The sequence below is a fragment of the Enterobacter cloacae complex sp. 2022EL-00788 genome (assembly GCF_026627565.1).
GTDB lineage: Bacteria > Pseudomonadota > Gammaproteobacteria > Enterobacterales > Enterobacteriaceae > Enterobacter > Enterobacter pasteurii.
On record NZ_JAPNMC010000009.1, the window covers coordinates 97,705 to 109,804 of the forward strand.

Annotated in this window: 9 protein-coding genes; all 9 read left to right on the top strand. The window is 56.0% G+C overall.

Annotation, left to right across the window (positions count from 1 at the left end; translation table 11 throughout):
- Positions 1–11 precede the first annotated feature (11 nt).
- The 9 genes from serC to OWK27_RS15520 all read left to right on the top strand — a co-directional run bounded on the left by serC (position 12) and on the right by OWK27_RS15520 (position 12,074).
- Positions 12–1,100 (top strand): 3-phosphoserine/phosphohydroxythreonine transaminase, encoded by a 1,089-nt coding sequence (serC, locus tag OWK27_RS15480; RefSeq protein WP_148421052.1) that lies wholly within the window; start codon positions 12–14, stop codon positions 1,098–1,100.
- 70 nt (positions 1,101–1,170) lie between these two features.
- Positions 1,171–2,454 (top strand): 3-phosphoshikimate 1-carboxyvinyltransferase, encoded by a 1,284-nt coding sequence (gene aroA / locus OWK27_RS15485; RefSeq protein WP_267590714.1) that lies wholly within the window; start codon positions 1,171–1,173, stop codon positions 2,452–2,454.
- A gap of 185 nt (positions 2,455–2,639) precedes the next feature.
- Positions 2,640–3,323, top strand: a complete 684-nt coding sequence (cmk, locus tag OWK27_RS15490; protein ID WP_152084089.1) for a (d)CMP kinase — start codon at positions 2,640–2,642, stop codon at positions 3,321–3,323.
- A 111-nt stretch (positions 3,324–3,434) separates the two neighbouring features.
- Complete coding sequence (gene rpsA / locus OWK27_RS15495; RefSeq protein WP_003858235.1) at positions 3,435–5,108, top strand: 30S ribosomal protein S1; 1,674 nt, start codon at positions 3,435–3,437, stop codon at positions 5,106–5,108.
- A gap of 170 nt (positions 5,109–5,278) precedes the next feature.
- A complete protein-coding gene (gene ihfB, locus OWK27_RS15500; protein ID WP_003858233.1) occupies positions 5,279–5,566 on the top strand; it encodes an integration host factor subunit beta in 288 nt (95 codons plus the stop codon).
- Between the two features lie 211 nt (positions 5,567–5,777).
- On the top strand, positions 5,778–8,042 hold the full coding sequence (locus OWK27_RS15505; RefSeq protein WP_267590715.1) for a ComEC family protein: 2,265 nt from the start codon (positions 5,778–5,780) through the stop codon (positions 8,040–8,042).
- A 36-nt stretch (positions 8,043–8,078) separates the two neighbouring features.
- The gene (gene msbA / locus OWK27_RS15510; RefSeq protein ID WP_176610724.1) at positions 8,079–9,827 is read left to right on the top strand and encodes a lipid A ABC transporter ATP-binding protein/permease MsbA; all 1,749 of its coding nucleotides are present in this window, start codon (positions 8,079–8,081) and stop codon (positions 9,825–9,827) included.
- The gene (gene lpxK, locus OWK27_RS15515; protein WP_267590716.1) at positions 9,824–10,801 is read left to right on the top strand and encodes a tetraacyldisaccharide 4'-kinase; all 978 of its coding nucleotides are present in this window, start codon (positions 9,824–9,826) and stop codon (positions 10,799–10,801) included. The genes msbA and lpxK overlap by 4 nt, the downstream gene beginning before the upstream one ends.
- 43 nt (positions 10,802–10,844) lie before the next feature.
- Positions 10,845–12,074, top strand: a complete 1,230-nt coding sequence (locus tag OWK27_RS15520) for a winged helix-turn-helix domain-containing protein (protein ID WP_267590717.1) — start codon at positions 10,845–10,847, stop codon at positions 12,072–12,074.
- Positions 12,075–12,100 lie beyond the last annotated feature (26 nt).

Consider the following 12,100-nt stretch of genomic DNA (forward strand, 5'->3'; position numbering starts at 1 on the left):
GGTGAGGGGAAATGGCTCAAGTCTTTAATTTCAGTTCAGGTCCGGCAATGTTACCGGCAGACGTCCTTAAACAGGCTCAACAGGAACTTTGTGACTGGAACGGTCTGGGTACGTCGGTGATGGAAATCAGCCACCGTGGTAAAGCGTTTATCCAGGTGGCGGAAGAGGCAGAAAAGGATTTTCGCGATCTGCTGAACATTCCCTCGAACTACAAAGTATTGTTCTGTCACGGCGGTGGACGCGGTCAGTTTGCGGGCATCCCGCTCAACCTGCTGGGCGACAAAACCACCGCTGACTACGTTGATGCCGGCTACTGGGCAGCCAGTGCGGTAAAAGAAGCGCACAAATACTGCACGCCGAACGTCATCGATGCCAAAGTGACCGTTGACGGGCTGCGCGCCGTGAAGCCGATGAGCGAATGGCAGCTTTCTGACAACGCGGCGTATCTTCACTACTGCCCGAACGAAACCATTGACGGCATCGCCATTCACGAAGAGCCAGACTTTGGCGAAAACGTGGTTGTGACCGCGGACTTCTCCTCCACCATTCTGTCCACGCCGCTGGACGTCAGCCGCTACGGTGTGATCTACGCGGGTGCGCAGAAAAATATCGGCCCCGCGGGCCTGACCATCGTCATCGTGCGTGAAGACCTGTTGGGCAAAGCCCATAAGTCCTGCCCGTCGATTCTGGACTACACCGTCCTGAACGATAACGACTCTATGTTCAACACCCCGCCCACGTTTGCCTGGTATCTTTCCGGCCTGGTCTTCAAATGGCTGAAGCAAAAAGGCGGCGTGGCGGAGATGGACAAGATTAATCAGCAGAAAGCCGAACTGCTGTACGGCGCGATCGACAAGAGCGATTTCTACCGTAACGACGTGGCCAAAGCTAACCGTTCACGTATGAACGTGCCGTTCCAGCTGGCGGACAGTAACCTGGACAGCGTGTTCCTGGAAGAGTCTTTCGCCGCGGGCCTGCACGCGCTGAAAGGTCACCGTGTAGTGGGCGGTATGCGTGCCTCTATCTATAACGCTATGCCGCTGGAAGGCGTTAAGGCCCTGACTGATTTCATGATCGACTTCGAGCGTCGTCACGGTTAACTGGCTGTTTTTTTCACCCCCGCAGTTTTGCTGCGGGGTTTTTATTATGTTGAGTTGAGAGTTGAGTTTCATGGAATCCCTGACGTTACAACCTATCGCGCGGGTAGATGGCACCATTAATCTGCCTGGTTCAAAAAGTGTCTCGAACCGCGCTCTGCTGCTGGCAGCTCTGGCAAACGGCACCACTGTCCTTACCAACCTGCTGGACAGCGATGACGTGCGCCATATGCTTAATGCGCTGAAAGCGTTGGGAGTTCATTACACGCTGTCTGAGGATCGTACCCGTTGTGAAGTCACCGGTAACGGCGGTGCGTTACGTTCTGCTGAGGCGCTGGAGCTATTCCTGGGGAATGCCGGTACGGCAATGCGCCCGCTGGCGGCGGCCTTGTGCCTGGGAAGCAACGATATTGTGCTGACCGGCGAGCCGCGCATGAAAGAGCGCCCGATCGGCCATCTGGTGGATGCCCTGCGTCAGGGCGGCGCGCAAATTGATTATCTTGAGCAGGAAAACTACCCGCCACTGCGTCTGCGCGGTGGTTTCACTGGCGGTAATGTTGAGGTGGACGGTAGCGTCTCCAGCCAGTTCCTGACGGCACTGCTGATGACCGCACCGCTGGCACCACAGGATACCGTCATTAGCATTAAAGGCGACCTGGTCTCTAAGCCGTACATTGATATCACGCTGCACCTGATGAAAACCTTTGGTGTTGAGGTGGAAAACCAGTCTTATCAGCGCTTTGTGGTGCGCGGAGCGCAGCAGTATCAGTCTCCGGGCAACTATCTTGTAGAAGGCGACGCGTCGTCGGCTTCTTACTTCCTGGCTGCGGGCGCGATCAAAGGCGGCACCGTCAGGGTGACCGGCATTGGCCGCAACAGCGTGCAGGGCGATATCCATTTTGCTGACGTGCTGGAAAAAATGGGCGCGGTTGTTACCTGGGGCGATGACTTCATCTCCTGTACGCGCGGCGAGCTGAACGCCATCGACATGGACATGAACCATATTCCTGATGCGGCAATGACCATCGCCACCGCAGCGCTGTTTGCGAAAGGCACCACGACGCTGCGTAACATCTATAACTGGCGCGTAAAAGAGACCGACCGCCTGTTCGCGATGGCCACCGAGCTGCGTAAAGTGGGTGCCGAAGTGGAAGAGGGCGAAGACTACATTCGCGTCACGCCGCCGGCGAAACTCCAGTTTGCGGAAATTGGCACCTACAACGATCACCGTATGGCGATGTGTTTCTCGCTGGTGGCGCTTTCAGATACGCCAGTCACTATTCTTGACCCGAAGTGCACGGCGAAAACCTTCCCGGACTACTTCGAACAGCTGGCGCGCATTAGCACGCTTGCCTGATGCATACCTGCCGCATCGCCCGATGCGGCATTTCCTTACGCTTTCTGACGGTCATCTTCGTCCATTTCTTCTACACTCTGCTTCAATCATTCCGGAATTTACACGCAAAGGTAACAGTTGCGCACGTTGGCGCGTATAATGCGCGGCGTTCATGTTAACGGTATGCCTTAATTAAGGAGAAAAAGATGACGGCAGTTGCCCCGGTAATCACCATTGATGGGCCAAGTGGCGCAGGGAAAGGTACTCTGTGCAAAGCGATGGCGGAAGCATTGCAATGGCATCTTTTAGATTCGGGAGCAATCTATCGCGTGCTGGCTCTGGCTGCGCTGCATCATCATGTGGATGTTGCCTCTGAAGAAGCGCTGGTGCCGCTGGCCGCGCATCTGGATGTGCGCTTTGTCTCTACCGATGGCAACCTCGAAGTGATCCTGGAAGGGGAAGATGTCAGCGGTGAAATCCGTACGCAGGAAGTGGCTAACGCGGCCTCTCAGGTCGCGGCATTCCCACGCGTTCGCGAGGCGCTGTTACGTCGTCAGCGCGGTTTTCGTGAAGCCCCCGGGCTTATCGCCGACGGACGCGACATGGGAACCGTGGTATTCCCTGATGCGCCAGTGAAAATTTTCCTTGACGCCTCTTCGGAAGAACGTGCTCAACGCCGCATGCTTCAGTTGCAGGAAAAGGGGTTTAGTGTTAACTTTGATCGCCTTTTATCCGAGATAAAAGAGCGCGATGACCGCGATCGTAACCGCGCCGTCGCTCCACTTGTTCCTGCAGAAGATGCATTAGTGCTGGATTCAACCAGTTTAACTATTGAGCAAGTGATTGAAAAAGCGCTACAATATGCGCGCCAAAAACTGGCACTCGCGTAATTGCGACCGATTTAGCAGTACCCCCGCTGCAATGGATTGACGGCGGGTATGTGAAACAACCCCATCCGGCACGGAGCCAGGTGGACGTTAATATTAACCTGAAGATTAAACATGACTGAATCTTTTGCTCAACTGTTTGAAGAATCCTTAAAAGAAATCGAAACCCGTCCGGGTTCCATCGTTCGTGGTGTTGTTGTTGCTATCGACAAAGACGTAGTACTGGTTGACGCCGGTCTGAAATCTGAGTCTGCCATCCCGGCTGAGCAGTTCAAAAACGCCCAGGGCGAGCTGGAAATCCAGGTTGGTGACGAAGTTGACGTTGCTCTGGACGCAGTAGAAGACGGCTTCGGCGAAACCCTGCTGTCTCGTGAGAAAGCTAAACGTCACGAAGCATGGATCACGCTGGAGAAAGCTTACGAAGAAGCTGAAACTGTGGTCGGTGTTATCAACGGCAAAGTTAAAGGTGGCTTCACTGTTGAGCTGAATGGTATTCGTGCGTTCCTGCCAGGTTCACTGGTAGACGTTCGTCCAGTCCGTGACACCCTGCACCTCGAAGGCAAAGAGCTTGAGTTCAAAGTAATCAAGCTGGACCAGAAGCGTAACAACGTTGTTGTTTCCCGTCGTGCCGTTATCGAATCCGAAAACAGCGCAGAACGCGATCAGCTGCTGGAAAACCTGCAGGAAGGCATGGAAGTCAAAGGTATCGTTAAGAACCTCACTGACTACGGCGCATTCGTTGACCTGGGCGGCGTTGATGGCCTGCTGCACATCACCGACATGGCGTGGAAACGCGTTAAGCACCCAAGCGAAATCGTGAACGTGGGCGACGAAATCACTGTTAAAGTGCTGAAGTTCGACCGCGAGCGTACTCGTGTATCCCTCGGCCTGAAACAGCTGGGCGAAGATCCATGGGTAGCTATCGCTAAGCGTTACCCAGAAGGTACTAAACTGACTGGTCGCGTTACTAACCTGACTGACTACGGCTGCTTCGTTGAAATCGAAGAAGGCGTTGAAGGCCTGGTGCACGTTTCCGAAATGGACTGGACCAACAAAAACATCCACCCATCCAAAGTTGTTAACGTTGGTGATGTGGTGGAAGTGATGGTTCTGGATATCGACGAAGAACGTCGTCGTATCTCCCTGGGCCTGAAGCAGTGCAAAAACAACCCATGGCAGCAGTTCGCGGAAACCCACAACAAGGGCGACCGTGTTGAAGGTAAAATCAAGTCTATCACTGACTTCGGTATCTTCATCGGCCTGGACGGCGGCATCGATGGCCTGGTTCACCTGTCTGACATCTCCTGGAACGTTGCAGGCGAAGAAGCAGTACGTGAATACAAAAAAGGCGACGAAATCGCAGCAGTTGTTCTGCAGGTTGACGCAGAGCGTGAGCGTATCTCCCTGGGCGTTAAACAGCTCGCAGAAGATCCGTTCAACAACTGGGTTGCACTGAACAAGAAAGGCGCAATCGTAAACGGTAAAGTGACTGCAGTTGACGCGAAAGGCGCAACCGTAGAACTGGCTGACGGCGTTGAAGGTTACCTGCGCGCTTCCGAAGCTTCACGTGACCGCGTTGAAGATGCAACTCTGGTTCTGAGCGTTGGCGACGACGTTGAAGCTAAGTTCACCGGCGTTGACCGTAAGAACCGTGCAATCAGCCTGTCTGTTCGTGCTAAAGACGAAGCTGATGAGAAAGATGCAATCGCAACTGTGAACAAACAGGAAGATGCAAACTTCTCTAACAACGCAATGGCTGAAGCTTTCAAAGCAGCTAAAGGCGAGTAAGTTCAGGTTTGTACCATCATTTGAGCTGTAACGCATTTACAGCGTGAAGGATGGAGAGCAGACTTGACAGATTGCAGGATTCGTCCTGTAATCAATAACAAAGGGCGGCTACGGCCGCCCTTGTTTAATGAGCTGTTCAGCTAATTGGTTTGAAAGGAACCGGAGGAATCATGACCAAGTCAGAATTGATTGAAAGACTTGCCAGTCAGCAACCGCATATCCCTGCTAAGGCTGTGGAAGATGCCGTTAAAGAGATGCTGGAGCATATGGCCACCACTCTTGCCCAGGGCGAGCGCATTGAAATCCGCGGTTTCGGTAGTTTTTCTCTGCACTATCGTGCACCACGCACCGGGCGTAACCCGAAGACTGGCGATAAAGTGGAGCTGGAAGGTAAGTATGTTCCGCACTTTAAGCCGGGTAAAGAACTGCGCGACCGCGCCAATATTTACGGTAACTGAGTTTAGCCCGCAGGGTTTAACTGAGTTTAAAGAAAGCACCTTAGGGTGCTTTTTTTGTACCCATCCCTTCATTTCTGAATCTCCGCCGCACTATCTTCCTTAGTTTTCTGCAAACGCCTAAAAGCGCTGCAGCGCCCGCCGTAAACCACGCCTTTTCCGTCTGACGACGCGCCAGTTTCGCCGCATACTCGCCTTTAACAGGGAGGTGAAAATGGGGATCCACGTCATCAGTATTTGCGCCATTCTGGCCATAATTCCGCTCTACTGGCTACCCGCTTTGCCAGGTTTGCCCACTATCTGGATGATGATTGCCGCAGGCGTTGCGTTGGCCGTGCCGCAGAGAAAATGGCTAACGTTTTCAGGCTTAGGGTTGCTCTTTTTTTGCTGGGGTATGCTGGCGGCACACCAGGGCGTATGGCCGATGAACCATTTAACAAAAGGGCCGCAGCAGGCAGAGGTGGTGATAACGGCAACGGACGGCGCAACGATGCACCAGGGGAAAATTGTCAGCCTCAATGGTAGGCGTATCTGGGGTGCAACGGGAGTGGCGCTGTATGGTAACTATTTGCCACAGCGCGTCTGCGTGGGGCAGCGCTGGGCGATGACCCTGCGGCTAAGGGCGGTACACGGTGAACTCAACGACGGCGGCTATGATTCGCAGAAAAATGCCTTTGCCCGGCACCAGACGCTGAGCGGACGATTTACCCATGCGGAGATCGTTGACGCGCGCTGTAGCCTGCGTGCGCGCTATCTGGGATCGCTACAGGCTACACTTTCGCCGTATCAGTGGGGCCCCGTGATCCTGGGGCTGGGAATGGGGGAGCGCCTGTCGGTATCACTGGAGATAAAAAATCTGATGCGTGAGACGGGGACGATGCACCTCATGGCAATCTCGGGACTGCATATTGCCCTGGCGGCCTCCGTAGTCTGGTTACTGGTGCGGGGCATTCAGTTTTTCCTGCCGGGCCACTGGATCCGCTGGCCAGTCCCCTTGCTGGCAGGACTGTGCTTTGCCGCGTTTTACGCGTGGTTAACGGGCTTACAGCCGCCGGCGCTGCGCACGGTTGTGGCACTTACGGTTCTGGCTGCGTTACGAATGAGCGGTCGCCAGTGGTCACCCTGGCAGGTGTGGCTTGCCTGCGTGGCGGCAATCCTTATTTTCGATCCGCTGGCGGTGCTGTCGCAGAGCCTCGCGTTGTCGGCATTTGCGGTAGCCGCGCTGATTTTCTGGTATCAGTGGTTGCCACTCCCGCAACCGCTGCGTGACCGCCGCATACGGCCTCTGGCTACGCTTTTGTATCTTCAGGTCGGGATGCTGCTGCTGTTGTTACCGCTTCAGGTACTCATTTTCCATGGCTTCAGCCTCTCATCGCTGGTGGCGAATCTGTTTGCGGTTCCGCTGGTCACCTTTATCTCTGTTCCGCTTATCCTGTTCGGTATGCTGCTGCATCTCCTGCCGATGGTCGGGCTGGAAAATGTCGTGTGGCTGGCAGCGGATAAGTCTCTGGCAGGGCTTTTCTGGCTGCTGAAGCGCCTACCGTATGGCTGGCAGGACGTTGATGAACGCTGGCAGTACCTCACGTTGCTGCCATGGCTTGCGATAGTTGGCTGGCGATTCCGCGCCTGGCGAACAGCGCCTGCGGTATTTCTGGCAGGCGGTATCGTGCTTTCCTTTCCGCTCTGGCACAGGGCAAAAACCGACGGCTGGACGCTGCATATGCTCGACGTGGGGCAGGGGCTGGCAATGGTCGTTGAGCGTAACGGGAAGGCCATTCTGTATGATACCGGTCCGGCATGGCCCGGTGGCGACAGCGCGCAGCAGCTGATTATCCCCTGGCTACGCTGGCATCATCTGAGGCCGGAAGGGGTTATCCTGAGCCATGAGCACCTCGATCACGCGGGAGGGCTGGCATCGCTACGAACGGCCTGGCCTGCAATGTGGGTCAGGAGTCCCTTATTCTGGGCCGGGCATCTTCCCTGTTTTCGCGGGCAGCGATGGCAGTGGCAGGGATTATCCTTCACCGTGCACTGGCCGCCGCAAAACACCGCCGCTAAAGGCAACAACCGCTCCTGCGTGGTAAAAATTGATGACGGCGAGCAGAGTGTTTTACTGACCGGCGATATTGAAGCGCAGGCGGAACTGGCGATGCTGAGCCACCGCTGGCGTCAGCTTGCGTCTACACTGATTCAGGTGCCGCATCATGGGAGCAACACCTCGTCCTCAGCGCCGCTGGTTCAGCGCGTGGAGGGGGCGGTTTCGCTGGCCTCCATGGCCCGCTATAACGCGTGGCGTTTCCCGTCGGTGAAGGTGCTTCGGCGCTATCGAAAGGAGGGTTATCTCTGGCTGGATACCCCGCAGTCCGGGCAAATATCCGTAACGTTTTCGCACCACGGCAGGCAAATTCGCCGCTTACGCGAGCACAATTTACCGCGTTGGTATCATCAGTGGTTTGGCGCGCCCGTAGATAACGGGTAGAATATGCGGCTATTTCAACAAATGCTGGTTTTTTGAATGCATAACGACAAAGATCTCTCCACGTGGCAAACGTTCCGCCGGCTCTGGCCGATGATTGCTCCTTTCAAAGCAGGCTTGTTCGTGGCGGGCGTAGCGTTAGTCCTCAACGCGGCCAGCGATACGTTTATGTTATCGCTTCTCAAACCGTTACTGGATGACGGTTTTGGTAAAACGGATCGTTCAGTGCTGCTATGGATGCCGCTGGTGGTTATTGGGCTGATGATCTTACGCGGTATCTCCAGCTATGTATCAAGCTACTGCATCTCCTGGGTATCCGGTAAAGTGGTGATGACCATGCGCCGCCGGTTGTTCAGCCATATGATGGGGATGCCGGTCTCTTTCTTCGACAAACAGTCAACCGGTACGCTGCTGTCTCGTATTACCTACGATTCCGAGCAGGTTGCATCGTCGTCGTCCAGCGCGCTGATTACCGTGGTGCGTGAAGGCGCATCCATCATCGGTCTGTTTGCGATGATGTTCTACTACAGCTGGCAGCTGTCGCTCATCCTTATTGTGCTGGCACCAATAGTCTCCATCGCGATCCGCGTGGTGTCCAAACGTTTTCGCAGCATCAGTAAAAATATGCAGAACACGATGGGGCAGGTTACCACCAGCGCCGAGCAGATGCTGAAAGGCCATAAAGAAGTGCTGATTTTCGGCGGTCAGGAAGTCGAAACCAAACGCTTTGACAAGGTCAGCAACAAAATGCGCCTGCAGGGGATGAAAATGGTATCGGCCTCGTCGATTTCCGATCCCATTATTCAGCTGATCGCCTCTCTGGCACTGGCCTTTGTTCTGTATGCCGCGAGTTTCCCAAGCGTTATGGAGACCCTGACCGCGGGTACCATCACCGTTGTGTTCTCGTCCATGATTGCGCTGATGCGTCCGCTGAAATCGCTGACCAACGTCAACGCCCAGTTCCAGCGCGGGATGGCGGCCTGCCAGACGCTGTTCAGCATTCTCGATTCCGAGCAGGAAAAAGATGAAGGGACACGCGTGATTGAGCGCGCAAAAGGCGACGTTGAGTTCCGCAACGTGACCTTTACTTATCCAGGCCGCGAAGTGGCGGCGCTGCGCGATATTAGCCTGTCGATTCCGGCGGGTAAAACCGTTGCGCTGGTCGGCCGTTCCGGTTCGGGCAAATCGACGATTGCCAGCCTGATTACCCGTTTCTACGATATCGATCAGGGCGAGATCCTGCTCGATGGTCACGACCTGCGGGAATATACCCTACAGTCGCTGCGTAACCAGGTCGCGCTGGTATCGCAGAATGTGCATCTGTTTAACGATACGGTCGCGAATAATATTGCTTATGCCCGTACCGAAGAGTACAGCCGCGAAGAGATTGAGAATGCGGCGCGTATGGCCTATGCGATGGACTTCATCAACAAGATGGATAATGGTCTGGATACCATCATTGGTGAAAACGGGGTACTGCTTTCCGGTGGTCAGCGTCAGCGTATCGCGATTGCCCGTGCGCTCCTGCGCAACAGCCCCATCCTGATCCTTGATGAAGCGACGTCCGCGCTGGATACCGAATCTGAACGCGCTATTCAGTCGGCGCTGGATGAACTTCAGAAAAACCGTACCTCGCTGGTTATCGCGCACCGTCTGTCTACCATTGAGCAGGCTGATGAAATCGTGGTGGTGGAAGACGGCGTCATCGTTGAGCGCGGCAGCCATATGGATCTGCTGGAACAGCGCGGTGTTTACGCCCAGCTTCATAAAATGCAGTTCGGTCAATGATTGCACGCATCTGGTCGGGTGAATCTCCTCTGTGGGTGCTGCTCCTCCCGCTCTCCTGGCTGTATGGCCTAGTGAGCGGGGGTATTCGCCTGCTTTACCGCCTCGGGATCAGGCGCGCCTGGCGCGCGCCGGTGCCGGTGGTGGTGGTGGGTAACCTGACGGCAGGCGGAAACGGCAAAACCCCGGTTGCGATCTGGCTGGTGGAGCAACTCCAGAAGCGCGGTATTCGTCCGGGCGTGGTCTCCCGCGGTTACGGTGGCAAGGCGGCGCAGTATCCACTGCTGCTGACGCCTGAGACGACTACCGCCGAAGCCGGCGATGAGCCGGTGCTTATCTACCAGCGTACAGGCGTGCCGGTTGCGGTCTCGCCGGTGCGCAGCGATGCGGTTAAAGCACTGCTTGCGGAGCACAAAGTACAGATCGTTATCACCGATGATGGCTTACAGCATTACGCGCTGGCGCGTGATAAAGAGATAGTGGTCATTGACGGCGTTCGTCGTTTTGGCAACGGCTGGTGGCTGCCAGCCGGGCCTATGCGTGAGCGGGCGTCGCGCCTGAAAACAGTAGATGCCGTGATTGTTAACGGTGGCGAAGCCAGAGCGGGCGAAATCCCTATGCGTCTTCGCCCCGGACAGGCGGTGAATATGCTGAGCGGCGAACGCAGAGACGTCGCGCAGCTGGATCATCTGGTAGCGATGGCCGGAATTGGCCATCCGCCGCGTTTCTTCGCGACGCTTGAGCAGTGCGGTGCCCGGCCTGAAAAGCGGGTACCGCTGGCCGATCACCAGGCGTTAGTTGCCGAAGCGATCGAAGGGCTGACCGCGCCCGGGCAGACGCTGATCATGACGGAAAAAGACGCGGTAAAATGCCGGGCCTTTGCGAAAGCAAACTGGTGGTACCTGCCGGTTGACGCCGAACTCAGCGGCGAGCAGCCGGAACAATTGCTCAAGGAACTGCTCGCGTTAGTGCAGTAACTTCAACGCGGTTCCGGTGGCGCCTTGACTGACAGGAAAACGCATGTCTCTACCGCAACTTTCACTTGCAGCCGCACGTAACCTGCATCTTGCCGCGCAGGGGCTTTTGCGAAAGCCCCGCCGCCGCGCGCGTCCAGCGGATATCCTCTCTACCGTGCAGCGCATGTCGTTGCTGCAAATCGACACCATTAACATCGTGGCGCGCAGCCCGTATCTGGTTCTGTTCAGCCGCCTGGGAAACTACCCACCGCAATGGCTGGATAATGCGCTGAGCCAGGGCGAACTGATGGAGTACTGGGCGCACGAAGCCTGCTTTCTGCCGCGCAGCGATTTTGCGCTGGTGCGTCACCGAATGCTCGCCCCGGACAGCATGGGCTGGAAATACCGGCAGGATTGGATGGCGGAACACGCGGCTGAAATTGAGCAGCTGATTGCCCATATTCAGGAAAACGGCCCGGTACGCTCCGCGGATTTTGAACACCCGCGAAAAGGAGCCGGTGGCTGGTGGGAGTGGAAGCCGCACAAGCGTCATCTGGAAGGGCTGTTTACGGCGGGCAAGGTGATGGTTGTCGGGCGCCGCAACTTTCAGCGCGTCTATGACCTCACGCACCGCGTTATGCCGCACTGGGACGATGCTCGCGACCTGCTTACTCAGGAAGCAGCCGAAGCCGTTATGCTTGAAAACAGCGCCCGCAGCCTGGGGATATTTCGCCCGCAATGGCTGGCGGATTACTATCGCCTGCGCCAGCCGGCGTTAAAACCGTTGCTGGAACAGTGGCATCAGGAGCAGCGCGTTATTCCGGTGTCGGTAGATACGTTAGGTGAAATGTGGCTACACGCGGATGTCGTCCCGCTGCTGCCGCAGGCGCTTGAGGGCAAACTACAGGCGACCCACAGTGCCGTGCTGTCGCCGTTTGACCCGGTTGTCTGGGACAGAAAGCGCGCCGAGCAGCTGTTTGGTTTTAGCTACCGTCTCGAATGTTATACCCCGGCGCCCAGGCGGCAGTATGGCTATTTTGTTTTGCCGCTGCTGCACAAAGGGCAGCTTGTCGGGCGCATGGATGCCAAAATGCACCGTAAAGCCGGCATTCTGGAGATTATCGCGCTCTGGCTTGAAGAGGGCGTAAAGGTCACGGCTGGCCTGGAAAAAGGGTTAACGACCGCTCTCAGTGAATTTGCGCGCTGGCAGGGGGCAGGTGAAATTACGCTGGGCCGCGTGCCCGCAGGGCTGTTTACAACCTGCCTGGGCGGCTGGGAAACAGACACCCTCTGAAAAGGGAATGTGATAAGCTTTAGCGA

What these genes read in the sequence shown, in the direction of transcription:
- serC (WP_148421052.1), top strand. Translation starts at nt 12, where the DNA reads ATGGCTCAAGTCTTTAATTTCAGTTCAGGTCCGGCAATGTTACCGGCA.
- aroA (WP_267590714.1), top strand. Translation starts at nt 1,171, where the DNA reads ATGGAATCCCTGACGTTACAACCTATCGCGCGGGTAGATGGCACCATT.
- cmk (WP_152084089.1), top strand. Translation starts at nt 2,640, where the DNA reads ATGACGGCAGTTGCCCCGGTAATCACCATTGATGGGCCAAGTGGCGCA.
- rpsA (WP_003858235.1), top strand. Translation starts at nt 3,435, where the DNA reads ATGACTGAATCTTTTGCTCAACTGTTTGAAGAATCCTTAAAAGAAATC.
- ihfB (WP_003858233.1), top strand. Translation starts at nt 5,279, where the DNA reads ATGACCAAGTCAGAATTGATTGAAAGACTTGCCAGTCAGCAACCGCAT.
- OWK27_RS15505 (WP_267590715.1), top strand. Translation starts at nt 5,778, where the DNA reads ATGGGGATCCACGTCATCAGTATTTGCGCCATTCTGGCCATAATTCCG.
- msbA (WP_176610724.1), top strand. Translation starts at nt 8,079, where the DNA reads ATGCATAACGACAAAGATCTCTCCACGTGGCAAACGTTCCGCCGGCTC.
- lpxK (WP_267590716.1), top strand. Translation starts at nt 9,824, where the DNA reads ATGATTGCACGCATCTGGTCGGGTGAATCTCCTCTGTGGGTGCTGCTC.
- OWK27_RS15520 (WP_267590717.1), top strand. Translation starts at nt 10,845, where the DNA reads ATGTCTCTACCGCAACTTTCACTTGCAGCCGCACGTAACCTGCATCTT.